28 protein-coding genes are annotated in these 24,399 nt (G+C 42.0%); 11 read left to right on the plus strand and 17 right to left on the minus strand.

Features of this window, described 5'->3' with window-relative positions:
* Window positions 1-150 precede the first annotated feature (150 nt).
* Window positions 151-738 carry a nucleoid occlusion factor SlmA gene (gene slmA / locus CWB60_RS10435; protein ID WP_004587943.1) on the minus strand — a complete coding sequence of 196 codons (588 nt, stop codon included), beginning with the start codon at window positions 736-738 and terminating at the stop codon, window positions 151-153.
* A 97-nt stretch (window positions 739-835) separates the two neighbouring features.
* Window positions 836-2,029: a bifunctional phosphopantothenoylcysteine decarboxylase/phosphopantothenate--cysteine ligase CoaBC gene (gene coaBC, locus CWB60_RS10440; protein ID WP_138577868.1), complete on the minus strand. Its 1,194-nt coding sequence runs from the start codon at window positions 2,027-2,029 to the stop codon at window positions 836-838.
* Between the two features lie 144 nt (window positions 2,030-2,173).
* Here coaBC and radC point away from each other — a divergent pair, with 144 nt between their 5' ends.
* From radC to rpmG, 3 genes are all read left to right on the plus strand, one after another.
* Window positions 2,174-2,848: a RadC family protein gene (gene radC / locus CWB60_RS10445; RefSeq protein WP_054982295.1), complete on the plus strand. Its 675-nt coding sequence runs from the start codon at window positions 2,174-2,176 to the stop codon at window positions 2,846-2,848.
* A 270-nt stretch (window positions 2,849-3,118) separates the two neighbouring features.
* Window positions 3,119-3,355, plus strand: a complete 237-nt coding sequence (gene rpmB, locus CWB60_RS10450) for a 50S ribosomal protein L28 (protein ID WP_004587946.1) — start codon at window positions 3,119-3,121, stop codon at window positions 3,353-3,355.
* A gap of 11 nt (window positions 3,356-3,366) precedes the next feature.
* Entirely contained in the window at window positions 3,367-3,522 is a 156-nt protein-coding gene (gene rpmG / locus CWB60_RS10455; protein ID WP_004587947.1) for a 50S ribosomal protein L33, read from the plus strand.
* A 192-nt stretch (window positions 3,523-3,714) separates the two neighbouring features.
* On the opposite strand, the gene CWB60_RS10460 is transcribed toward rpmG, so the two are convergent.
* Window positions 3,715-4,683 (minus strand): class 1 fructose-bisphosphatase, encoded by a 969-nt coding sequence (locus tag CWB60_RS10460; RefSeq protein ID WP_138577866.1) that lies wholly within the window; start codon window positions 4,681-4,683, stop codon window positions 3,715-3,717.
* 155 nt (window positions 4,684-4,838) lie between these two features.
* Here CWB60_RS10460 and CWB60_RS10465 point away from each other — a divergent pair, with 155 nt between their 5' ends.
* Window positions 4,839-7,268, plus strand: a complete 2,430-nt coding sequence (locus tag CWB60_RS10465) for a zinc-dependent metalloprotease (protein ID WP_138577864.1) — start codon at window positions 4,839-4,841, stop codon at window positions 7,266-7,268.
* A gap of 46 nt (window positions 7,269-7,314) precedes the next feature.
* Here the strand turns inward: CWB60_RS10465 and mgtE are convergent, their stop codons facing one another.
* From mgtE to CWB60_RS10525, 12 genes are all read right to left on the minus strand, one after another.
* Window positions 7,315-8,673 carry a magnesium transporter gene (mgtE, locus tag CWB60_RS10470; RefSeq protein ID WP_004589080.1) on the minus strand — a complete coding sequence of 453 codons (1,359 nt, stop codon included), beginning with the start codon at window positions 8,671-8,673 and terminating at the stop codon, window positions 7,315-7,317.
* Window positions 8,674-8,932: 259 nt separating this feature from the next.
* Window positions 8,933-9,205: an HPr family phosphocarrier protein gene (locus tag CWB60_RS10475; protein ID WP_138577862.1), complete on the minus strand. Its 273-nt coding sequence runs from the start codon at window positions 9,203-9,205 to the stop codon at window positions 8,933-8,935.
* Between the two features lie 40 nt (window positions 9,206-9,245).
* Window positions 9,246-10,091, minus strand: coding sequence for an RNase adapter RapZ (rapZ, locus tag CWB60_RS10480; RefSeq protein WP_138577860.1), 846 nt, complete (start codon window positions 10,089-10,091; stop codon window positions 9,246-9,248).
* A 19-nt stretch (window positions 10,092-10,110) separates the two neighbouring features.
* Window positions 10,111-10,563 carry a PTS sugar transporter subunit IIA gene (locus CWB60_RS10485; RefSeq protein ID WP_004589083.1) on the minus strand — a complete coding sequence of 151 codons (453 nt, stop codon included), beginning with the start codon at window positions 10,561-10,563 and terminating at the stop codon, window positions 10,111-10,113.
* A gap of 4 nt (window positions 10,564-10,567) precedes the next feature.
* The gene (hpf, locus tag CWB60_RS10490; protein ID WP_004589084.1) at window positions 10,568-10,855 is read right to left on the minus strand and encodes a ribosome hibernation promoting factor; all 288 of its coding nucleotides are present in this window, start codon (window positions 10,853-10,855) and stop codon (window positions 10,568-10,570) included.
* Between the two features lie 27 nt (window positions 10,856-10,882).
* Complete coding sequence (locus CWB60_RS10495) at window positions 10,883-12,382, minus strand: RNA polymerase factor sigma-54 (RefSeq protein ID WP_138577858.1); 1,500 nt, start codon at window positions 12,380-12,382, stop codon at window positions 10,883-10,885.
* Between the two features lie 69 nt (window positions 12,383-12,451).
* Window positions 12,452-13,177, minus strand: coding sequence for an LPS export ABC transporter ATP-binding protein (gene lptB, locus CWB60_RS10500; RefSeq protein WP_004589086.1), 726 nt, complete (start codon window positions 13,175-13,177; stop codon window positions 12,452-12,454).
* The gene (gene lptA, locus CWB60_RS10505; protein WP_004589087.1) at window positions 13,174-13,722 is read right to left on the minus strand and encodes a lipopolysaccharide transport periplasmic protein LptA; all 549 of its coding nucleotides are present in this window, start codon (window positions 13,720-13,722) and stop codon (window positions 13,174-13,176) included. Before lptA ends, lptB begins: the two co-directional genes overlap by 4 nt.
* On the minus strand, window positions 13,712-14,266 hold the full coding sequence (gene lptC, locus CWB60_RS10510; protein WP_004589088.1) for an LPS export ABC transporter periplasmic protein LptC: 555 nt from the start codon (window positions 14,264-14,266) through the stop codon (window positions 13,712-13,714). Before lptC ends, lptA begins: the two co-directional genes overlap by 11 nt.
* A complete protein-coding gene (kdsC, locus tag CWB60_RS10515) occupies window positions 14,263-14,814 on the minus strand; it encodes a 3-deoxy-manno-octulosonate-8-phosphatase KdsC (protein WP_004589089.1) in 552 nt (183 codons plus the stop codon). The genes lptC and kdsC overlap by 4 nt, the downstream gene beginning before the upstream one ends.
* Window positions 14,815-15,786: a KpsF/GutQ family sugar-phosphate isomerase gene (locus CWB60_RS10520; protein WP_138577856.1), complete on the minus strand. Its 972-nt coding sequence runs from the start codon at window positions 15,784-15,786 to the stop codon at window positions 14,815-14,817. It lies immediately after the preceding gene.
* Between the two features lie 2 nt (window positions 15,787-15,788).
* Window positions 15,789-16,757, minus strand: coding sequence for a calcium/sodium antiporter (locus tag CWB60_RS10525; RefSeq protein ID WP_004589091.1), 969 nt, complete (start codon window positions 16,755-16,757; stop codon window positions 15,789-15,791).
* 254 nt (window positions 16,758-17,011) lie between these two features.
* Between CWB60_RS10525 and CWB60_RS10530 the strand changes: the two genes are divergently transcribed.
* From CWB60_RS10530 to murA, 7 genes are read left to right on the plus strand one after another with little or no spacing between them, the layout of a single operon-like run.
* Window positions 17,012-17,815 (plus strand): ATP-binding cassette domain-containing protein, encoded by an 804-nt coding sequence (locus tag CWB60_RS10530; protein WP_004589092.1) that lies wholly within the window; start codon window positions 17,012-17,014, stop codon window positions 17,813-17,815.
* Window positions 17,815-18,594 carry a lipid asymmetry maintenance ABC transporter permease subunit MlaE gene (mlaE, locus tag CWB60_RS10535; RefSeq protein WP_024033330.1) on the plus strand — a complete coding sequence of 260 codons (780 nt, stop codon included), beginning with the start codon at window positions 17,815-17,817 and terminating at the stop codon, window positions 18,592-18,594. The genes CWB60_RS10530 and mlaE overlap by 1 nt, the downstream gene beginning before the upstream one ends.
* A gap of 13 nt (window positions 18,595-18,607) precedes the next feature.
* A complete protein-coding gene (gene mlaD / locus CWB60_RS10540) occupies window positions 18,608-19,156 on the plus strand; it encodes an outer membrane lipid asymmetry maintenance protein MlaD (RefSeq protein ID WP_004589094.1) in 549 nt (182 codons plus the stop codon).
* 5 nt (window positions 19,157-19,161) lie between these two features.
* Window positions 19,162-19,842, plus strand: a complete 681-nt coding sequence (locus CWB60_RS10545; protein ID WP_138577854.1) for an MlaC/ttg2D family ABC transporter substrate-binding protein — start codon at window positions 19,162-19,164, stop codon at window positions 19,840-19,842.
* A complete protein-coding gene (locus CWB60_RS10550; protein WP_138577852.1) occupies window positions 19,835-20,128 on the plus strand; it encodes an STAS domain-containing protein in 294 nt (97 codons plus the stop codon). The genes CWB60_RS10545 and CWB60_RS10550 overlap by 8 nt, the downstream gene beginning before the upstream one ends.
* A 5-nt stretch (window positions 20,129-20,133) precedes the next feature.
* Window positions 20,134-20,391 carry a BolA family protein gene (locus CWB60_RS10555; RefSeq protein WP_004589097.1) on the plus strand — a complete coding sequence of 86 codons (258 nt, stop codon included), beginning with the start codon at window positions 20,134-20,136 and terminating at the stop codon, window positions 20,389-20,391.
* A gap of 13 nt (window positions 20,392-20,404) precedes the next feature.
* A complete protein-coding gene (gene murA / locus CWB60_RS10560; RefSeq protein ID WP_004589098.1) occupies window positions 20,405-21,664 on the plus strand; it encodes a UDP-N-acetylglucosamine 1-carboxyvinyltransferase in 1,260 nt (419 codons plus the stop codon).
* A gap of 147 nt (window positions 21,665-21,811) precedes the next feature.
* On the opposite strand, the gene CWB60_RS10565 is transcribed toward murA, so the two are convergent.
* Window positions 21,812-22,894, minus strand: a complete 1,083-nt coding sequence (locus tag CWB60_RS10565; protein ID WP_024033328.1) for a trypsin-like peptidase domain-containing protein — start codon at window positions 22,892-22,894, stop codon at window positions 21,812-21,814.
* Window positions 22,895-22,994: 100 nt separating this feature from the next.
* Window positions 22,995-24,347 carry a Do family serine endopeptidase gene (locus tag CWB60_RS10570; protein ID WP_004589100.1) on the minus strand — a complete coding sequence of 451 codons (1,353 nt, stop codon included), beginning with the start codon at window positions 24,345-24,347 and terminating at the stop codon, window positions 22,995-22,997.
* Window positions 24,348-24,399: the final 52 nt, after the last annotated feature.

The following is a 24,399-nucleotide window of genomic DNA, read 5'->3' on the forward strand; positions in this document are numbered from 1 at the left end:
CTCGTTTTTCACAGTACTTTTAATGTAATAAGTATTGTAGCGAGTTTGGTTTATATTTCGAGCGGATCAGATAAGCGGTATAAGAAAAGGGACGAAAGGGTTAACGTTAGCGCGAAAAACTAGCGCTAACGGTAAAATAATAAAGTAAGGTTATAACCAAATTTTTTGTAGTTCTGGCCATTGTTTTTCAAATTGCGAACTTGGCTTTACTTTAAAGTCGCTGCGCACAAACTGGTTCATTTTACCTTCAACATAGGCTAGTAAAAAGTTAGCAAGGGTGAGTTCGTCACTTTGAAAGGTTTTACCTTCACGAAGTTTTCGCTCGCGCAGTACTTGTTTAAATTGCGTTTCTAGCTTTTCGAATAGCCCTTGTACACGTTCGCGTAAACGCTCTTGCTCGCCTTGTAGGGCGTCGCCGGTAAGTATGCGTGTAATACCTGGGTTTTTTTCTGCAAACGTTAGTAGCAACAACAAAATATTATAAACGCGTGTTTGGCTTTCTTTTTCGTTTTCTAAAATAAGGTTAATGCGCGATAAAAGCGTGTCTTCGATAAACTCTATTAGGCCTTCAAACATACGTGCTTTACTTGGAAAGTGACGGTAAAGCGCAGCTTCAGACACGCCCACTTCAGCAGCAAGCTTTGCAGTTGTAATCCGTTGTCCTGGGCTGGTTTCTAACATTTGCGCGAGGGCTTGCAGTATTTGCTCTTTGCGATTACTTCTTTTTGTCGCAGGCATGAACCTTCCTTTTTTATTTGTTATTTTTAGCTGCTAATCATTTTTCGTTCAAATGAGTGGCTTATGTTAATGTTTTATTCAGTTTGTTTCCAGCACTTTATAGTTGCTTGGCAAGTTGTTTAATTACCTCAAGAGCAATGCGTGTTTTACTATTTACCGCCAGTGCTAACTGCTCATTTTGCCAGTAAAGTGTTAAAGCATTGTGATCTGAATTAAACCCTAAACCACTTTGCGATACATCGTTAGCGCAGATCATATCGAGATTTTTATTTTTAAGTTTACCCTTTGCATAGCTCTCTACATTTTGCGTTTCAGCAGCAAAACCCACAGTGTAAGGGCGGTTTTGCGTTAAGTTTGCCACGGCGGCTATTACATCGGGGTTTTTAACAAGGGTGAGGGTAAGCTCATCGCCTTGTTTTTTCATTTTTTGAGTCGCTACATTAGCCGCTCTATAATCGGCTACGGCTGCACAACCAATAAAAGCATCAGAGAGTGGGGCATAGGTTAATGACTCATTTAATAGCTGCTCAGCGCTTTCAATGTTTATTAAATTAACGCCAACAGGGGCTTTGATAGTGACAGGCCCTGAAATTAAATTGACATGAGCACCAAGCTTTAAAGCGGCCTCAGCCAGGGCAAAGCCCATTTTTCCTGAGCTGTGATTAGAGATAAAACGCACAGGGTCAAGCGGCTCGCGGGTTGGCCCTGCCGTAATTGTAATGGTTTTACCTGCTAATAATTGCGGCTGATCTGTAGCAGTGCACAAAGCCACAAGCTCATGCGGCTCTAGCATGCGCCCAGCTCCTACATCGCCACAGGCTTGCTCGCCTTTGCCTGGGCCCCAAATAAGTACGTCACGTGCTTTTAAAGTGGTTAAATTTGCTTGTGTTGCAGGGTGTGCATACATTTGCTGGTTCATTGCTGGGGCTATTGCCACTTTAGCAGGGGTTGCCAGTAATAGTGTGGTAAGTAAATCATCGGCTATGCCTGCGGCCATTTTGGCAATGGTATTACTCGTTGCAGGCGCGACCAAAATTAAATCAGCCCATTTGGCAAATTCTATGTGGCCCATTGCGGCCTCTGCTGAGGGGTCAAGTAATGAATCAGACACCATTTCACCACTCACCGCTTGCATGGTTAATGGGGTTATAAAATGCTTAGCTGACTCGCTCATAACTACTTTTACTTCGCAACCTGCCTCTTTTAAGCGCCTAACGAGCTCGGCACATTTATAGGCTGCGATGCCGCCGGTGATACCAAGTACGATTTTTTTGTTTGTTAAGTTAGTCATGAGTGTTTTTTGCTTGAGTGTATATGCAGGCTAAAATAACAAATCTTTGTGCTTTGAGCTAAGTTTTTAGGATTAAATAATCAGGCTAATTTTAAAAATTGCATTACAGTTATAAGACTGTTTTTTAATCATCAAGGATGAATAATGCAATTAACATCGTTACCTAACTCACTTCGCCCACGCGAAAAACTCATTGAAAAAGGCCCTAAAGCATTGACCGATGCTGAGTTATTAGCGATATTTTTGCGTACGGGCTTACCCGGTATGAATGTGATTGAGCTTGCACAGCACCTGCTTAACGAAAACAAAACATTGCATAATTTATTTAACGCCAGCCAAGATGAGTTTTGCGCACAAAAAGGGTTAGGGATGGCAAAATATGTGCAATTGCAAGCGGTGCTCGAGCTGAGTCAGCGTTACATGCAGGAGCGTTGCCAGCGCGATGCGGTGTTTAATTCGCCAAATGCGGTGTATGAATATTTAACGCTGCAAATGCGCGGGCTACAGCAAGAAGTGTTTATGGTGCTTTATCTCGATAGCCAAAACCGTTTAGTAAAAGACGAAATTTTGTTTTATGGCACGATAAACTCAGCCAGCGTTTACCCCAGAGAAGTTCTAAAAGCGGCCTTAAAAAATAATGCTGCGGCCATTATTTTGGCACACAATCACCCAAGCGGGATTGCCGAACCAAGCCAAGCAGACAAACTTATCACTAATAAATTACAACAAGCACTGCAATTAGTAGACATAAATGTGCTTGATCACATCATTGTAGGAGGAGAAACGTGTGTTTCTTTTGCACAGCGAGGCTTGATTTAAGGTTGCTTGATGAATAAGTGTGTTAAAAATGAGCGGTTTGGACGGTTTTAGCAAATTAGTTTAATTTAAATGCAGTTTTTACTTTCCCTAAGGGCATTCGATCTTTATAATTAGCCGCTATCAAATTTACATATGAGCTGGTTGGATAGATCAGTATTTGATCTTTGCCTGTAAAAGCTGTATAAAGAGCGCCCTTCGATTTATCTAGGGCACAAATACATGGCCTTAGGTTAAATTAAGCTCGAGCGAAGTTATTGGAGATATATAGACATGTCTAAAGTATGTCAAGTTACAGGTAAGCGTCCAACGGTTGGTAATCACCGTTCACACGCGAGAAACGCGACTAGACGTCGTTTCCTACCTAACCTACAAACACACCGTTTTTGGGTTGAAAGTGAAAAACGTTTTGTAACACTACGCACTACTACTAAAGGTATGCGTATTATCGATAAAAAAGGCATCGACGCGGTACTTACAGATATCCGTGCTCGCGGCGAAAAAGTTTAAGGAACTGAATCATGCGCGATAAAATCCGTTTAGTTTCAACTGCTGGTACTGGTTTTTTCTACACTACCGACAAAAACAAGCGTAACATGCCTGAAAAGATGGAAATCAAAAAGTTCGATCCTAAGGCTCGTAAACATGTGATTTTCAAAGAAGCTAAAATCAAGTAATTTAGTTTTCTTTCAGAATTGTAAAAACCCAGCTTATGCTGGGTTTTTTGTTTTTAGCACTTATCAATATTAAACAGCCCCTAAAATATTTTATTAAATCAACAGGTATAATTTAGGCATAAAAAAACCTTGCAGGTAAAACCCACAAGGTCATTATTTTTACAGCTTACTGTGCCGGCAATAGCAACTTGTTTACTTATGGTATCCCAAGCACGTTTCTACTTCGTTTTTAGAGCCTAATATTACCGCCACACGCTGGTGGATTGCATCGGGTTGAATATCCATAATACGCTCAGTACCCGTAGAAGCGATACCACCTGCTTGCTCAACTAGCATAGCCATGGGGTTGGCTTCGTACAGCAAACGTAGCTTATTAGGTTTGTTTGCATCTTTGGTGTCGGTTGGGTAGGTAAATAAACCACCACGGCTAAGTACACGGTGCACATCGCCAACCATAGCGGCAATCCAGCGCATGTTAAAGTTTTTAGCACGTGGGCCGGTATCGCCAGCGAGTAAGTCATTAATATAGTTTTGCATTGCTGGCTGCCAATGACGCTGGTTTGACGCATTAATGGCAAATTCGTTTGTATCAGCAGGGATAGTGGCAAAGTCTTGTGTTAGTAAAAAGCTACCTTGGGTTTTATCTAGCGTAAACATGCGCGTGCCTTTACCTGTAGTAAGTGCAAGCATAGTTGATGGGCCGTAAAGCACGTAACCTGCAGCAACTTGTTTGTGGCCTGGCTGCAAAAATATACTTTGATCGGCGGCATCTGAGCCTTCTGGGGCTTCCATAATTGAAAATATAGTACCCACTAGCGAGTTAATATCGGTATTTGATGAGCCATCAAGCGGGTCAAACGCCACAATGTATTTAGCGTCTTGGTTGCCAGCTACTGTGTAATCTTCTTCTTCTGAGGCGATGGCTTTAACTGACCCAGACTCGAGTAAAATATCTTTTAAAAGCTGATTAGATAATACATCGAGCTTTTTTTGGGTTTCGCCTTGAATGTTTTCATCAAGCGTTGAGCCTAATACGCCAGAAAGCGCACCTTGGCCAACACGAAACGAAATTTCTTTACATGCTGCTAAAATGGTTCTAATTAACGATAAAAGTTCTCTAGGACAACCGTCTTCTAGTAATACTGGTGGGAGTCTACGCATTCTATTTTCCTGATAACGTGTACTAGCTAATCTAAATGTGAGAGAGATTAACTTAGTGCGCTGAATTTCGTCTTAAATACCTGTATTGTTTAAATAGCACTGTAATAATGGTGCCACCTAATTGTACTTAAAACGCCAATAACAAAGATAAGATTATGAAAAAAATACCACTAATAAGTTACATATTCTTTACTGTGCTGTGCTCTATGATAACCCAAGCGCACGCAGCAATTAAGCCTATAGATGAATTTACTGCGCAAATGAATCACTTTCCTGGGTACTTTTCGTTTTACTACGATACTCAAAACGGCAAAGTGTTTTTAAAAGTAGATAAATTAGAGCAGCAATTTTTGCTTCAGCAAAGCTTACCCTATGGAGTTGGCTCTAACGATATAGGCTTAGATAGAGGCCAACTTGGTAACACGCATTTAGTTCAGTTTGAGCGTTTTGGCGATAAAGTAATGTTGCGCGCGCTAAATACATATTATCGCGCTAATACCACTAACAAAGCTGAGCAGCAAAGTATCAAAGAGGCCTTTGCATCCAGTATTTTAGCGGGCTTTAAAGTGGTAGCGCAAAGCGAAAAAGCGCTCCTGATTGATTACACACCTTATTTATTAAGCGATGTACACGGGGTAAGCCGTACGCTTGCAACGCGCAAGCAAGGCAGCTTTAGCCTTGATGAATCACGCAGCGCTGTATATATGAATCGCTCAAAAGCGTTTGTAAAAAACACCGAGCTTGAAGCAGTATTAACGTTTAAGGGCACTAAACCAGGTAAATTTGTGCGCCAAGTAAGCGCCGATGCATACGCACTTACTGTACATATGCACCACTCACTTATTAAATTACCTGATGATAAATACACGCCACGTAAATTTGACCCGCAATCAGGGTATTGGAGCATTGAGCACAAAGACTATGCAGCCCCCCTTGGTGAATCTATGTTTGTGCGCTATATACCGCGTCATCGCTTAGCTAAAAAAGATCCAAGTTTACCGATTAGTGAACCCGTAGAGCCCATTACTTACTACCTAGATCCTGGCGTTCCTGAGCCGGTTAAAAGCGCGTTACTTGAAGGCGGTAAGTGGTGGAATGATGCCTTTAGCGCAGCAGGCTATAAAAACGCATTTATAGTCAAAGTATTGCCGAGCAATGCTGATCCTATGGATATTCGCTATAACGTTATTCAGTGGGTACACCGTGCTACACGCGGATGGTCTTACGGAAGCTCTGTTATAGACCCTCGTACCGGCGAAATACTCAAAGGGCATGTAACACTTGGCTCATTGCGTGTACGCCAAGATATTTTAATTGCAGAAGCCCTCGGTGCGCCTTATTTAAAAGGTAACGAGGTGGCTAAAAATTTACAGGCAATGGCACTTGATAGGATTCGCCAGTTAAGTGCACACGAAATTGGCCATACGCTGGGCATTGCACATAACTTTGCAGCCTCGGTGGGGGATAGAGCGTCAGTTATGGATTACCCGCACCCACTACTTGGCTTTAACGAGCAAGGCGAGCTTGATGTAACCCGCGGCTATGCAAGCGGTATGGGCGTATGGGATACCCAAGTTATTAAATATGGTTACAGCGACTTTACTCATCAAGATGAAAGTGTTGAGCTTGCAACAATATTAAAAGAGAACAAAACGAAGGGCCTTGAGTTTATATCTGATAGCGACGCACGCGCAAAGGGCGGGGCACACCCTACAGCGCACTTATGGGATAACGGTACTAACCCAGCGCAAGAGTTACTTAGAGTGCTTGATGTACGTAAAAAAGCGCTTTCGCAATTTGGTATTAACAACATTAAAACGGGCGATGCACTCTCGCAGTTAGAAGAAAAACTCGTGCCGCTTTATTTATTTCATCGCTATCAAGTAGAGGCTGCAGTTAAGCTAATTGCGGGGGTTAACTACGAATACGAAACACGTAACGACTCACCTGCTAAGGGCGCACAAGTGGTTGCAAAAGCGCAGCAGCAATCGGCGCTTAGTGCTATTTTAACAACATTAAAACCGGCTAATTTAATTTTGCCTGAGTCGGTATTAGCGCTTATTCCGCCAAAAGCGTATGGCGAGTCTAAATCACGTGAAAGCATAACAGGGCGTACGGGTGTAACACTTGATGCGATGGCCTTGCCAGAAGTAGCTGCGCAGCATAGTTTATCGTTATTATTAAACCCACAGCGTTTAAATCGTTTAGCTCAACAACAAGTACGTAATTCTAATTTTTACAGCTTAGATGAGCTGCTAGAGCAGCTTTACAGCCAGGTGTTTAATGTGTCATCACCTAATACAATGAAAGGCAAAATCACCCAGCGGGTGCAATTTTTAACTGCAAAAAATATGGCTGATTTAGTCACTAGTGACAAGGTAAGCCCAGAGGTGCAGGCGCAGTTACGTTTCTACTTGGTAAAATTAAGCAAAGAGTACAATCAAAACTCAATGTTAAGTAATACCAGTGTAGGAGAAAGCGCGTTTAAACAGTATTTAGCAGAGCAAATAAAACAGTTTTTAAAAGTAGGTAAGTGGCCTGAAAACTTCAGTGGTTTACCAATGCCACCGGGCTCACCAATTTAATTATATGTTTTAGTGTGTAGTGGCTACTTAACCTGAGTTCAGGTTGTTAAATAAGTAGCCACGTTGCGGTGCCTAAAAAGGCAAAAATACCGACAATATCAGTCACCGTTGTAAGTACAACACTACCGGCAAGTGCAGGGTCTATATTCATTTTTTTCAATAAAATAGGAATACATGCGCCAGCAACACCAGCCACTACGAGGTTCATAAACATTGCAAATGCGAGCACGCCGCCAAGCATAAAATCCCATTGCCAAAGCGCAATTACACTGGCTATAAGTATTGACCAAATAACCCCGTTTAATGCGCCTATCGCCAGCTCTTTAGCCATTAAAAATCGTTGGTTAGTTTGGTTAATATGGCCCACGGCAATACCGCGAATAACCAGAGTTAAAGATTGGCTACCTGCTACACCACCCATTGAGGGCACAATGCCATTGAGTACAGCTAAAATAGGTAATATATCTAAGGTGCTTTCAAAAAAGCTGGCCACAAAGGCGGCAGCTAAGGCAGTGAGTAAGTTAACACCAAGCCATACTGAGCGTTTTTTTGAGCTTTTTAAAACAGGTGCAAAGGTGTCTTCTTCATCATCAAGACCGGCAAGGCTTAATAAGCTGTGCTCTGCATCTTCACGAATAACATCAACAATATCATCAATGGTGACACGTCCAAGCAAGTGGGCGTTATCATCGACTACAGGGGCCGATATCCAGTTGTGGCGCTCAAATAACTGAGCAACTTCACTTTCATCCATCGAAATAGGGATAGACTCACAGTCTTCATCCATTAAATCTTGAACAATTTTTTCAGGCGGATTAGTTAACAGTGTACTAAGTGACAATGCACCTAAAAAACAGTTATGTTTATCAACAACGTATAAATCATCGGTGCCCTCTGGCAGCTCACCGCGTAGCCTAATATAGCGCAGCACAACATCAAGTGTAACGTCTGGGCGAATGGTCACCGTATCGGTGTTCATTAGCGCGCCTGCAGAGCGCTCTTGGTAAGATAAAGCCTGTGTAGCGCGTTCGCGGTCTTGCGTATCCATAGCGCTAACCACATCTTTGTACACGGTATCAGGTAGGCTACGCAGGACTTCACCTAAATCATCGTGGCCCATATCCTCAGTGGCCGCGGCAATATGCTCAGGTTCCATTTGTGCAATGATACCTAAACGTACATCTTCAGAGAGCTCTTCTAGCACATCCCCTTGCACATCTGGGTCAACCAGTTGCCAAAGCATGCGTCTAATTTTATGCGGAGAGGATTCAAGCAGCAGTGCTGTATCACAAGGTGCTGTTTTTGCTAGCATGCGTCTTACTTGAACAAATTGCCCACTATTAAGTGATTTAGTCACTTGTTTTAGTTGCTGTAGTGGGTAGTCTTGTTCAAACGCTTCTGGCATTGGCATCCTAAATATTTTTGTGTAATGGAAAGGTGTTTAGTAAGTGGTGTTGCCCACTGTCATTTTCTTTATTTTTTGTGCTAAACCCAATGCTGGGACTAAATTAGTGTTTAAAATTAAGTAACCAAATTTAGCAGGGGCATGGCTTTATTACCCTAAATTAAAGCACTAAATTAGGCGAGTCGGAATACCCTAATTCACTAAATCTTTATAGTCTAGCCTGATAAGTCTTTAACTTATAAGGCTATGATGCTTTAAATTATTCTTGTTCGTTAAATCGTTGTACAATTAATTGCCCAACCGCATGCAAAGCTTGCTCTGAGTCAGGGCCTTCACAGACTACTTTAACTTCTTTACCTTTACTGCTTTCAAGTAGCATTAAAGCCAATACGCTGTCGCCTGCGGCTTCTTTATCATCTTGGTGTAAGGTGATTTTAGCATCAAACTGCACAGCTAATTGCGCAAGGACCGTTGCCGCTCTGGCGTGTAAGCCTAATTTATTTTTTATTAAAAATGTGTCTTCACAGCGCATAAATTACTATACCTAAACTGAACAGGTTATTATTTTAAGGTTACTTTTCTTGCTCACGATGACGAATTTTGACATTCGGATGCGTCATAGCAAAGCTCTCACCAATGGCTTGCGCTAAATAAACCGAGCGGTGTTGACCACCAGTACAGCCAATTGCAATAGTGAGGTAACTACGGTTATTACGCTCTAAGTGTGGCAACCAAGTTTGTACAAAGGTTTGAATTTGCCAAGTGAATTTTTGGACTATGCTGTGATTTGCCAAAAAATCTTTTACTGGTTGATCAAGGCCCGTAAGCGGTTTGAGTTCAGGCTCCCAGTGGGGGTTTGGCAAAAAGCGAGCATCAAAAACATAATCAGCTTCTTTAGGTATGCCGTGTTTAAAGCCAAACGATTCAAACGTTACAATAAGTTGCTTATCTTTTTTACCCAGTATTTTTTCGCGAATTGACTCTGCTAATTGGTGCACACTTAAATCGGTGGTATCAAGCATAAAGTCAGCGCGCGTTACGAGCCCATCAAGCAGTTCTTTTTCTTTTTTTATTGCTAAATCAAGCGGCAGCGAATCGATGGATAAAGGGTGTAATCTGCGTGTTTCTGAAAAACGTTTGATCAGTGTTTGATCATCACTATCTAAATAAAACAGTGTGGGTTTAGCAAAGTCAGGAAGGTACTCGAGAATATCGTTAAATTCGTCTTGTTCTTTGGGGATATTACGAACATCTATACTAACGGCTATTTTGTCATAGTTATCTGAAACACTTCGCACTAAAGAGGGCAGTAAGTTGACCGGAATATTATCTACGCAATAATAGCCTAAATCTTCAACCACGCGTAAAGCAACCGACTTACCTGAACCAGAACGGCCGCTTATGATAATTAACTCCATTTATAGCCCTTAATATTTACTACGATTGATCAACAATTACTTGATACAGCTCAGCATCGGTTTTAGCACTGCGCAGCTGTTTACAAAATTCTTTGTTGCTCAGTTTATCAGCTATGGTTGCCAGAGTCTTTAGGTGCTGTTGGTTATCGCCATCTGGTACGATGAGTGCAACAAAAATATCAACAGGGCAGTTATCAATAGCGTCAAAGTTAACAGGCGTGTCGCTAACAAGTACTAAAGCCAGCGGCTCTTCTACGCCACCCATTCTGCCATGAGGAATGGCGATACCCCGGCCAATACCAGTACTGCCTAGCTTTTCTCTGCTTGCCAGCGCATTAAGAATATCTTGTTGTGGTAAGTAGGGGAGCTTTTCATGAGCTAGCTCACTGATAAACTCTAAAATTCTTTTTTTACTACTAAAAAGGACCGCAGCTTTGCTGCAGTCCTGGCATACTAATGTACTTAATTTCATAATATTAGTGTCTAGCAAGCTTCTCTTTATGTTTTATGACTTGACGATCGAGCTTGTCAATCAACGAGTCTATAGCGGCATACATATCTTGGTGCTCTGTTGAGGCAAATAAATCTGCGCCACTTACATGAATAGTCGCTTCTGCTTTTTGGTTGAGTTTTTCTACATCGAGAATGACATGCACATTGCTAATATGATCTGAGTGCCTTTCTAGCTTTGCAAATTTATTATTTACATAGTCTCTAAGTGAATCAGTTACTTCTACGTGACGACCAGTTAGGTTTAGTTGCATAAGCATTTCCTCTTTGTTTTTTACGTCTTATATCAAACTCTTTCTCTGATTTGACGGTGGAATAGCTAGCGATTCACGGTATTTTGCTATTGTGCGTCTAGCTACTTTAATTCCTTGCTCTGCCAATATATCCGCAATTTTACTATCACTCAATGGTTTAGCTGAGTTTTCCGCGGCAATTAGCTTTTTAATTAGGGCACGTATTGCGGTTGATGAACACTCACCGCCGTTTTCAGTGCTTACGTGGCTTGAGAAAAAATACTTAAGCTCAAAAATACCACGTGGCGTATGCATATATTTTTGCGTAGTAACACGCGAAATTGTCGATTCATGCATTTCTACCATTTCAGCAACATCGTTTAAAACCATTGGCTTCATTGCTTCTGGGCCATGTTCAAAAAATGCCTGTTGCTGTTTTACAATACAGTTTGTTACCTTAAGCAGCGTGTCGTTTCTGCTTTCAAGGCTTTTTATAAACCATTTAGCTTCTTGTAAGTGAGAGCGAATAAATTGGCTATCACCACTTGATTTTACGGTACGTGACATAGCCGCGTACTGACTATTTACGCGTATTTTTGGCATGCTATCTGGGTTTAGCTCTACCACCCAGCGGCCTTTTATTTTTTTAACCGACACATCCGGTATTACATACTCCGACTCTTCCCTTACTATTGTATCTGCAGGTTTTGGGTTGAGGGTATGTATTAGGGTCATGACCTCTTTAAGCTCGTCTTCTTTAAGCTTAGTCTTTTTCATTAATGTACGATAGTCGCGTGCCGCTAATAGATCAATGTGATCGGTTAAGATCATTTTAGTTTGTTCTATAAAAGGGGTGTCTTTATCAAACTGGTTTAGCTGAATACACAAGCACTCTTGTAAACTGCGCGCGGCTATACCTACAGGGTCAAATAACTGAATACGCTTTAAAACGGCTTCTATTTCGTCAAGTTCAACTTCAACTTCGTCATTGTTTTCTTGGTTAAAGCTCTCTAAAATTTCTTCGCAACTTAGCGTTAAAATACCCGAGTCATCTACAGCTTCTACAATGGCAATAGCAATGGCTTCGTCAGTTGGGCTAAAAGGAGTAAGCTGAAGCTGCCACATTAAATACTCATGTAGCGTTTCAGTAGAGGCACCTTGATAAATAGACTCATCTTCCGGCATTGGGCCTGAGGATGCCGCAGGGGCTGCGCTCATGTACTCATCCCAGGTTACATCCATTGCCATATCATCGCTAACGGTGTCTTTATTTAAAGCTTCGCCACTGTCTTGCTCGTACTCGCTGGTTGTATCGTCAGCCGATGCGCTTACGGTTACATCATCCGTATCTGCTTTTTGTTCATTTTTTCCAGCCGACTCTTCCGTGTAATCTTGCTCTTCTACTTCTAATAGCGGGTTGCTATCAAGTGCTTCTTGTATTTCTTGCTGGAGATCCAATGTACTGAGCTGCAGCAAGCGAATCGCTTGTTGCAATTGTGGAGTCATTGTAAGTTGCTGGCCCATGCGCAGCTGTAATGATTGCCTCATGTATCTCTAACAATCCTTTTATGTTGTTATAATTAATATTAGCAGATGCTTGTAGGTGTGGCTTAAATGTTACAGCCTAAATTGCTCGCCTAAATAAACATCGCGTACAGTTTTGTCATTTAATACGTGTTCTGGGGTACCAGATGCAATTAGCTCCCCATGAGAAACAATGTAGGCTTTTTCACAAACATCAAGGGTTTCTCTTACATTGTGATCGGTAATTAATACGCCAATGCCACGGTTTTTAAGATGTTCTATTATTTTCTTTATATCTAACACTGAAATCGGATCAACACCAGCAAAAGGCTCATCCAATAAAATAAATTTGGGGTTCGCTGCCAGTGCTCTGGCAATTTCTACACGGCGGCGTTCACCACCAGAAAGCGCCATACCTTGGCTATCGCGAATATGCTGAATACTAAATTCATCAAGTAAGTTGTTGAGCGTTTCTTCTCGCGCGGCTTTATTGAGCTCTTTACGCGTTTCTAAAATAGCCATTAAGTTTTGATAAACTGTCAGCTTTCTAAATATTGATGACTCTTGCGGCAAATAGCCAATGCCTAAGCGGGCGCGGCTGTGCATAGGTAATAACGTAATGTCGTTATCATCAATAGAAATTTTACCTTTGTCGCTAGGTACTAATCCTACAATCATGTAAAAGGTGGTGGTTTTACCTGCGCCATTAGGGCCCAATAAGCCAACAATGCTGCCGGCTTCTACCTCAAGGCCTACATTTTTTACAACTTGGCGGCCTTTATAGCTTTTTGCTAATAGTTCTGCTTTTAAGGTGCTCATGGTTGACCTTCGTTACCTGTTTTTTCTTTAATTTTTGCTTCAACAGGCACTAAAATTGTGTGGACACGATCCGTGGAGTTTTCGTCTTTTTCTGCGCTAATAAGCTGCTGCTGCATATCGTAGGTAATACTTTTAGCATTAATTTTTTGACCGGCTTGTGCGACTTCAGCATCGCCAACAAGCGTTAAAAAGCGCTTTGCTACGTCGTAACGTACTTCGTTTGCACTGGCGCTCATTACGGTACCATCGTCTTGTTTTTCTTCGAAGTAGGCTGGGCTGCCAGTGGCAATAAGGAGTTGTTTGTTATCCCCTAAGTCTTCACGTTTATGTACTTCAAGTCGGTCGGCTGTAATTTTGCGATTACCATGCACAATTTCGACGTTCTTTTCAAAAATACCTACGTTTTCTTTAAGTTGGCCTTCTTGACGGTCTGCACTAATAGAAATTTGATTTGCTGGCGGTTGAGCAGCAGGCTCAGCAGCAGAGGCGCTAAATGCAAGCATTAGCGATGGGATAATAAGTATTTTAGTGAGTTTATTGGTCATAATATATTGTTCGCGTATGGTTAATTAGTTTTATTACTTCGGTTTTTAAATCGGCTTCAAGGCCTTTCCCGACAATTTTTAAATTAGGCCCAGTGACAACCACTGGCTGCTCAGAGCGCATTGTTAGCGCTTTAATGTCGACTTCGATGTTATCGGCATTGATGTTATCTATCATGGCGTTATCAACTAAATTTTTAGCAACCACATTGCCTTCTAAAATAAGTTGTTTATCTTCGTAAAGCGTTGCTTCGTCTGCATTTATTCGCCATGTTTGCTTTTCGTTATACAAGGTGAAAATAGGTTTTTCAAAAAATGTAAAACCAAGCTGTTGGTACAGCTCCATTTTAGCCGCAGTGACTTTATGGCTTATTTTGCCTTGCTCGTCATAGGCTGTTTGCTTAAGCTCTATAGCGGTGTAATCGGGCTTTGCAATTACTTCAGGTTCTTGCTCTGGCGCTACATTAGTTTGGGTAAAATAAGGGTACCAAAGCCAAACCATACAGCCGATGAATAACGCACTGAGTATAACGCGTGCTGCATTCATGAACTGGTGCCTTGTGTTGTAAGCGCTATGCCATTCTCTAGCATAAGTAAGTCTGTGAGCTCTCTAACGGCGCCAAAGCCGCCAGGCATTTGCGTAGTGTAATGCGATAAGCGCTTAATAAGCGGGTGCGCATCGTTTACTGCAACGGCAAAGCCAACGCGCTCCATTACTGGCATGTCAGGACCATCGTCGCCAATATAGGCTATTTGTTCATCAGTTAACTTTAAAGTGTTTTTGAGTTCTTGATAAGCAATAAGTTTGTCTTCTTGGCCTTGATAAATGTGCTGCACGGTTAAGCTGCTCATGCGAGTTTGCACTATTTCTGAGTGACGCCCCGTAATGACCGCAACTTCAAAACCGCTATTGATCAGCGCTTTAATGCCAAAACCATCTTTTGTATTAAATGCTTTTAATTCTTCGCCTTGGTTACCGAGGTAAATTCGGCCATCAGAAAATACACCATCAATATCGCATATGAGTAGTTTTACTTTTTTGGCGCGTGCTTTGGCATCATCGCTTAGCGGTTGATAGAGATCTTCAAATTGCATTTATAATACTCCTGCTTTTAAGAGGTCTTGCATATTTAAGGCGCCTATTGGCTGGTTTTTATCATTGACAACAATTAAACCATTAATACGTTTATTTTCCATTATGTTTAGGGCTTCAGCTGCAAGTATATCGGCCGTGGCAGTTGTGCATGATTTGGTCATAACCTGGCTAATAGCGGTGCTATGTATATCAACTCTTTGCTCTAAAATACGGCGTAAGTCACCGTCGGTAAAAAGGCCTGCAAGCTGTTGATTGTTATCTACAATAGCGGTCATGCCCAGCCCTTTGGCTGACATTTCTATTAACGCGTCTTTAATTGTTTGCGTTACACCTATAATAGGGGTGTTTGTGCCGCTGTGCATTACATCTTTTAAAGTGAGCAACAATCGTTTACCTAAACTGCCACCAGGGTGAGAGAGTGCAAAGTCATCGGCGGTAAAGCCGCGTGCTTCTAAAAGCGCAACCGCCATTGCATCACCCATCGCTAAAGTAGCAGTGGTACTTGCTGTAGGCGCTAAACCTAATAAACACGCTTCTTGTTCTACTTTTATGCATACGTGCACATCGGCAAGTGTAGCCATAGTAGAAAGCGGGTTACCCGTCATCGATATTATTTTTGCACCAAGGCGTTTAAGCACCGGAATAATATTAAGTACTTCGCTGGTTTCGCCCGAGTTTGATATAAGCATAACCACGTCATTTTTGGTTATCATGCCTAAATCACCATGGCTTGCTTCGCCTGGGTGAACAAAAAAAGCAGGGCTGCCTGTACTTGCAAGGGTAGCAGCAATTTTATTACCAATATGGCCTGATTTACCCATGCCAATAACAATAATCCGGCCTTGGCAATCAAACATGAGCTGACACGCATTATGAAAGTTTTCGTCAACATATTGTGTAATATCAGCAAGCGCTTGGCGTTCAATGTTTAATACGCGTAAACCTTGCTCTATAAAATTTAGTTGTGCCATTGTTACCCTACTTGACTAAAAATATAACCTTGGTACGCCAAAAATGCGATGAGTAATAGGCCACCTTCTACTCTATTGATACGCTGAGAACCTCTAAAGTTCAATGACATAATAATAAGCGCAAGCGTAGCACCTAACATAATAAGTATGTCGCGGTTTGCAAGTGACGGGTCAACCACTGATGGGTTAATAATACCTGCAAGCGGTAATACCGCTAAAATATTAAATATATTTGAGCCCACAATATTACCTAGGGCTAAATCATCTTCGTTTTTAAGTACACCCGCTACAGAAGCTGCAAGTTCAGGCAAGCTTGTGCCAATGGCGATAATGGTTAAGCCAATAACTAAGTCGCTTAAACCAAAGTATTTAGCAATATCGACTGCTGAACCAACTAAAAAGTGTGAGCTAACAGGCAATAAAACCATGCCGACAATTAGCCATAAAACGGCTTTTTTAGTTGGTACATCGTTAGGAACCTCATCGCAGGCTTCTGAAACGAAAGGGTCATCTTGATTTTTTGCGCGCAAAGAAACCACAATCAAGCCACCAATAAACACAGCAAATGCGACTAGCAACGCCACCCCTTCGGTAAGTGAGAAGTAGTTGTCTGAAAATACATACCACGTAGCCAAGGATACCAGCATAACAAGCGGCATTTCGCGTTTTAAAGTGCTTGATGACACACTCAAAGGGCGTAGCAGCGCAGTAATACCTAACACAAGTAAGATGTTTGTTATATTTGAACCTACCGCGTTACCAACCGCTGTGTCGGTTTTATTTGCCAAAGCAGCCGAGGCCGATACCATCATTTCAGGGGCCGAAGAACCCATAGCAACAACCGTTAAGCCAACAATTAAAGTAGGGACTCCAAAGTTTTTAGCAAGCGCTGCCGCACCGTATACAAATCGGTCGGCGCTCCACACAAGTGCAGCAAAACCAAGAATTAAAATAACAAACGAGGTAACCATTATGTTAAGCCAGATGTTCAAAATACAGATGGCGCGAATAGTAACAAAAGCCAACATGAAAGTATAAGCAAAAGAGCAGGGTCTACTATTGCAGTGCGTGAATTTTATGCGCTTAAGCAAAGGTTAAGGCAATTTACTTCAGCCTTAGAGCGCTTTTTGTAGGCGTATTACAAAATCTTACGAATTGTTTTTTCCATCTTGGCTAAAAAACCCTTAAAATAGGAGCACGAGTGAACATTGTTACGGAGAGCGACTTGTCGCAATCAATAGTAGAAGTCAAGGATGTTAGCTTTTCGCGAGGCGATAGAACCATATATAAAAATATGAGTTTTAGTGTTCCTAAAGGTAAGATAACAGCGATTATGGGGCCAAGCGGAATTGGCAAAACCACAATGCTACGCTTAATTGGTGGGCAGCTTAAGCCTGACGCCGGCGATATTTTATTCGAAGGTGGCAGTATTCCTAGTATGTCGCGCAAAGAGTTATATGCGGCACGAACCAAAATGAGCATGCTGTTTCAAAGCGGTGCGTTATTTACTGATATGTCGGTATTTGACAACATTGCATTTCCTCTGCGAGAGCACACCAAGTTAAGTGAAGCGTTAATTAAACTAGTCGTATTAATGAAACTGCAAGCGGTGGGTTTACGCGGTGCTAAAGATTTAATGCCTTCTGAGCTTTCTGGCGGTATGGCCAGACGAGCAGCACTTGCACGTGCTATTGCACTGGACCCAGAACTTATTATGTATGATGAGCCTTTTGCCGGCCAAGACCCAATATCTATGGGTGTATTGGTAAAGCTTATTAAGTCGTTAAATGAAGTGCTAGGTTTATCATCCCTTATTGTAACCCACGATGTGACGGAGGTAATGAGTATTGCCGATCACGTTATTATTATTGCCGATCAAGGCGTAATAGGGGCAGGGACACCGGATGAAATGCGTAATCATGAATCTCCATTAGTACAGCAGTTTTTAAAAGGGTTATCGGATGGGCCTGTGCCATTTCATTATCCTGCACAAACGTATGCTGATGAGCTGTTAGGAGAAAACGCTTAATGTTGGATTTATTTCAAAAGTTAGGTCATAAAACGCTGGGGCGTTTTGCTGCATTAGGGCGCTCTGCCAACATGCTTTTTAATGCATTGTGGAATGTACCTAACTTTAAAAAAGGCACACCGCTGTTAGTGCGCCAACTTTATATGGTTGGTTCGCAATCATTATTAATTATTATGGTGTCGGGTTTGTTTATTGGTATGGTGCTTGCGCTGCAAGGTTACACTGTATTGGTTGGCTATGGCGCCGAAGACAGCCTAGGCCCATTAGTTGCGCTTAGTTTATTACGCGAACTAGGCCCTGTGGTTACAGCGCTATTATTTGCTGGGCGCGCTGGAAGTGCGCTAACGGCAGAAATAGGTTTAATGAAAGCCACCGAGCAACTCTCTTCACTAGAAATGATGGCCATTGACCCTCTCAAGCGCATTATTGCACCGCGCTTTTGGGCAGGTTTTATTAGTATGCCATTGCTTGCACTTATTTTTTCTGCGGTTGCCATTATCGGTGCTCATTTAGTTGGGGTTGATTGGTTAGGCGTAGATACCGGCAGCTTTTGGTCGATAATGCAATCGCAAGTATCGTTTCAAGAAGATGTATTAAACGGCATGATAAAAAGTTTTGTATTTGCCATGGTAGTGACCTGGATTGCGCTTTATAAGGGCTACGACTGTATCCCAACCTCAGAAGGGATCAGTAAAGCAACAACAGAAACAGTCGTACACTCATCACTGGCAGTATTAGGGTTTGACTTTATTTTGACAGCGGTAATGTTTACCAGCTAATAGGGTATAGATAATGAATTCACGGAAATTAGAGATTTTAGTTGGCTTTTTTGTCGCATTAGGCATTTTAGCGTTTGCAATGTTAGCACTTAAAGTGGCTAATTCGGGTATTAGCGGGTCGGGCGAAACCTACACGCTAAATGCAAAGTTTGAAAATATCGGCTCACTTAAAGCGCGTGCACCGGTAAAAGTAGGCGGTGTAGTGATTGGCCGTGTTGAATCTATTTATGTACACCCACAGGAGTTTTTGCCTGTGGTAAATATGACGATAGATGCACAGTATTTATGTCGTTTTTCAGACACTAGCTCAATCTCAATTTTAACATCGGGTATTTTAGGGGAGCAGTACTTAGGTATTCACCCTGTTATTTCTCCTAATGCAGCAGAGCAGCGCTGTTTAGGTGAAACAGTGACCGAAAACGCACAAGATCAAGCAATCGATGAGTTATTTGGCGTAGAGAGCAAAGCGTTAGGTGATGGTGATTCAATCACAGATACTAAATCTGCACTTGTTTTAGAAGAGTTAATTGGGCAGTTTTTATTCAACCAAGGTAGTGAGTAATTATTATGTTGAAACAGTTTTTAGCCGTTATTGCACTTGGTGCAACCCTAGCTGTGCAAAGTGTTAGCGCAGCCGAAGTTAAACTGACAGATCCTAACAAAATGGTGCGTCAGGTAGCAGAGCATACATTTGAGCGCATTAAAAAAGATCAACCGCTTATCACTAAAGATAAAGAGCACCTTCGTGTTATTGTAGAAGAAGAGCTGATGCCTTACATAGACTACAAATATGCAGCACTTCGTGTGTTGGGTAGTGAAGTGTCTAAAGTGCGTGCAATTACCGATGAAGCCGAAAAAGCCGAAGCAATTAAAGACATCCAAGAATTTATTGGCGCGTTTAGAGCCTATTTAGTTGCTACTTACGCGGGGGTATTTACTCAATACACTGACCAACATGTAGAATTTGGCGCAGAGCAACCATTTAAAGGCAAAGATGTAGTTGTAGTAAAAACTAAAATTACAGAAGATGGCAAGCCTGACATAAAAATTGATTTTAAAGTGCGTGAAGATCGCAGCGGCGAGTGGCGCGCATACGATATGATTGCAGAAGGAATTAGCTTACTCGATGCAAAACAAAGTGAGCTACAAGGTATTTTACGCCAGCAAGGTATTGCACACGTAAGCAAATTACTAGAGCAAAAGAGCCAGTTACCTGTGCAATTTAGAGGCAACAACAGCAATGACTAAATTGGCAATTAGCCAAGTAGATGAGCAGCACTATAGGGTAAGTGGTGAACTTACCCGCAGCTCAATTGGCAATGAACAGCTTCTGAACGCCAAGTCATTAAGTAAGCATAAAACCATCTATTTTGACCTTTGTGAGGTAATGAGGGTTGACACAGCGGGCTTAGCTTGGTTAATTCACTCTTTTGCTGAATTTAAGCAACAAGGCACACGCCTTGAATTGCAAAATCCACCTGAGCAATTGCAAAATTTAATGCTGTTGGGTCAGGTAACAACTTTATTTGAGTGAGAGTTATGGAAACTAGCCAAGTCGAAACATTATTACGCGACGAACTTCAATTATCTGAAGTAAAAGTAAAAGCCAATGGTAGCCATTATGAAGTAATTGCAGTAGGTGAGTGCTTTGACGGTTTAAGCCGCGTTAAAAAGCAACAGCTAGTTTATGGCCCATTAATGAATACTATTTCAGACGGTACAATTCACGCTGTATCAATTCGTGCATTTACGCCAACTGAGTGGAAGCGTGAACAAAAATTTATTTTACCTCAATAGTTAAGGCCTCTTAATGGATCAGTTTGTAATTCAAGGTGGCACTTCACTTGCGGGTGAAGTAACTATTTCTGGCGCTAAAAATGCCGCATTACCAATTTTGTTTGCCGCACTGCTTGCCGATGGTAAAAGTACATTTACGAATGTTCCTCGCCTTCGCGATATTGTGACCACTGAGGCGCTTTTAAGCACCTTAGGCGCAACTGTAAATTGGCAAGGCGATACACTGTATATTGATGGCGCAACCGTTAATAAAACGCTTGCTCCTTATGATTTAGTTAAGCAAATGCGTGCCTCTGTTTTGGCGCTTGGGCCTTTAGTGGCGCGTTTTGGTGAGGCGCAGGTATCGCTACCTGGTGGCTGTGCTATAGGTGCACGTCCGGTTGATATACATATTCAAGGTTTAGAGCGCATGGGCGCACAAATAAACGTTGAAAACGGTTATATCAATGCAAAGGTAGAAGGCCGCCTTAAAGGCGCTGAAATTTTCATGGAAATGGTCAGTGTTGGCGCAACCGAAAACTTACTAATGGCCGCAGCACTTGCTGATGGTAAAACGGTGCTTGAAAACGCAGCTCGCGAGCCCGAAATTATTGACCTTGCCAATTGCCTAATTGCTATGGGTGCAAAAATTACTGGTGCGGGTACAAGCCGTATAGAAATTGATGGCGTAGAGCGTTTAGGCGGCTGTGAGCACAGCATTTTACCTGACCGCATTGAAACGGGCACTTTTTTAGTTGCAGCAGCGATGGCTGCAGGCGAAGTACTTTGTAAAAAAACAGATTTTCATTCACTTGAGCCTGTTATTGAAAAATTACGTGCCGCGAATGCATTAGTTGAAGTAAACGATGACAGCATTTATTTAGATATGCGTAATCGTGAGCTCAAAGCCGTTAATATTAAAACCATGCCACACCCTGGTTTTCCAACCGACATGCAAGCGCAGTTCACCGCGTTAAATGTAGTGGCTAATGGTAGTGCAACAATTACCGAAACCATTTTTGAAAACCGCTTTATGCACGTACCAGAGTTACAACGCATGGGCGCTAATATTCGTTTAGAAGGGCACACCGCTATTTGTGGTGAAACGCAAAGTTTAAGTGGCGCACAAGTAATGGCAACCGATTTACGCGCCTCTGCAAGCTTAATTTTAACCGGTATTGTGGCGCAAGGTGAAACGGTAGTCGATCGTATTTACCACGTAGACCGAGGCTATCAACGCATTGAAGATAAACTCAGTGGCTTAGGTGCCAATATTAAGCGCAGAAGCAGCTAATACCCATTCGCAATAATATTTATTCGCTTTGAGGTGAGAGCACACTTGCTCCTAAATTAAGCGCGCTGAGTTAAACACAGTTTACTTTAGACATAAAAAAAGGTCGGATACGCGTATTGTTATCCGACCTTTTTATTGCCATTTTGGTTAGAGTTTAGTTTCGAGCTCTGCAACTCTAACCATTATTTTTTCTACTTTACCGTTTCGGTACAGCTCAAATTCTATTTCTTTACCGGGCTGTGTATTGCCTATTTTTTCGAGTACTTTTTGCGGGTTGGCGACACTTAACCCTGCAATTTTAATAACGATGTCTTGCTCTTCAATGCCAGCTTGCCATGCAGGGCCTAATGGGTCTAAATTGGTGATGCGCATACCAGCAACCTCAGTAAGGCTGTCGTTTACCTCTTTGCCCGTGCTATCTACAGCGGTGCCTTCAAAGCCTAAATAGCCACGTACTACACGGCCATGGCGTATTAGCTTTGCCATTACTTCTTTAGCGAGCGAATAAGGAACAGCAAAAAAGATTCCTTGGATATTTAGGTTTTCACGGGTTTTAAATTGCGCAGACGTGATCCCTACTAAGTCCCCATTTGAATTAACCAAAGCACCGCCAGAGTTACCTACATTTATAGCAGCATCCATTTGCAGTAAGTTGTTATAAGGGCTATCGGTAATTTTTTGTTTACCGGTGGCACTAATTATACCTTGGGTGATGGTTTGCCCTAAATTGAGTGGGTTACCAATGGCCAGCACTACATCACCTACACTGGTGGTGTAATTATCGTTTACGGGGATCACCGGCAGGTGGTCGGCGTTAATTTTCAATAAGGCTAAATCGGTAATGGTGTCAAAGCCAATTAACTGCACATCAAAAAAGCGTCGGCCATCGGTTAAAATAACCAAGATTTGATCTGCATTATTTATAACGTGGTAGTTAGTTAATATGTAGCCGTCTTGCGCCATAATTACGCCAGAGCCAAGCTCTTGAACGGTGTTTTGTTGCTTATAGCGAGGCTCTTTAGAAATGCTTTCTGAAAAAATAGTTACTACCGACGGTGCAGCACGTTTAACTGCGTCAGCAAAACTAAGGTGATTTGAGCTCATAGCACTGGGCAAGGGAACATTAGGGAGTAAAGAGGCGCGCATATTAGGGCTGAAAAAAACCACTAAAAAAGCGATACCTAAACCGACAAACAAAGGGGGAAGTACAAATTTTAGTAATTTCAGCACGAGATTCTTATTGTTAGTGAGCAATTCTTTATGATGGCACAAAAAAAATAACAGCGGCAAGTGCTGCTGTTATTTTTATTGCTTATTTATAACGTGTTACTTATTGGATAAGTACAAAGATAGACTCTCTGCCACGTTTAACGCCAAGCACAATATTACCTTGGGTATCTTCGATAATTTTGTTCATTTGACGAATGTTTTCTACACGTTGGCGGTTAACTTGAACAATCACATCACCTTCTTCAAGACCAACACGTGCAGAAGGAGAGCGCGGATCTACTGTGGCGACTTCAATACCTTTAGTGCCATTTTTTTGCACGTTTTCAAGCGTCGCACCTTGGAATGCAGGATGCAGTTCATCGCCTGCGGCGGTTACACCCGATGCACCATCAAGCGTTACTTTAATGGTTTTTACTTTGCCATCGCGGTAAATACCTAATTTAACTTCGCGTCCTTCACCTAACGTTGCTATTTTACTGCGCAGCTCGTGGAAGCCACTAATATCGCTGCCATTAATACTAATAATAACATCGCCAGCTTTAATACCTGCTTTGCTTGCTGCGGTATCATCCATTACTTGCATAACGTAAGCACCTTGTTTAACGTCAAGTTGCTGTGCTTTTGCAAGGCCTGCATCAAGTGGGCGGCCAGAAATACCCAGTGAGCCACGGCGAACTTCGCCATGTTCGATAATTTGGTCAACTAAGTTTTTCATCATATTTGATGGAATGGCAAAGCCAATACCAACATTTCCGCCCGAGGCACCTAAAATAGCAGTATTAATACCAATAAGTTCACCATTTAGGTTAACTAAAGCGCCTCCTGAGTTACCTTGGTTAATAGCTGCATCGGTTTGAATAAAGTCTTCATAGCCTTCAATATTTAAACCACTACGCCCTAATGCACTTACAATGCCCGAGGTTACTGTATGGCTTAAACCAAATGGATTACCAATTGCTACTGCAAAGTCGCCAACACGCAATTTATCTGAATTTGCCAGTTTAACTTCGGTTAAGTCATCTGCATCTATTTGTAATAGCGCAATATCAGACTCTTTATCGGTACCAATTTTGGTGGCTTCAAATTCACGGCCGTCTTCTAGCGTTACCACCATTTTTTCGGCATCTTGAATTACGTGGTTATTTGTTACTACATAGCCTTCGTCGGCATCAATAATAACCCCTGAGCCTAAACCACTAAATTGGCGCTTTTGACTACGTGGCTGAGGGTTACCAAAAAAGTATTCAAGCGGGTCTGCACGGCGGCGCACTTCTTTTGAGCCAGAAACCTGAATGCTCACAACGCCAGGGGTAATTTGCTCAAGCATAGGCGCAAGTGTGGGTAATTGTTGGCCGTTAACTGCAATAGGCAGTTTTGCATAAGAGGCCATTGGGCTTAGTAATAAGCTTGTAGATAAGATTGCAGCACTAATAAGTGATAATTTCATTTTCATAGTCAGGGTGTACTCCACATCACAGGAAAAGCAAAAAGGCTGCATAAGCAGC

Origin of the sequence: Pseudoalteromonas sp. S327 (assembly GCF_005886415.1) — a bacterium.
Taxonomy (GTDB): domain Bacteria; phylum Pseudomonadota; class Gammaproteobacteria; order Enterobacterales; family Alteromonadaceae; genus Pseudoalteromonas; species Pseudoalteromonas atlantica.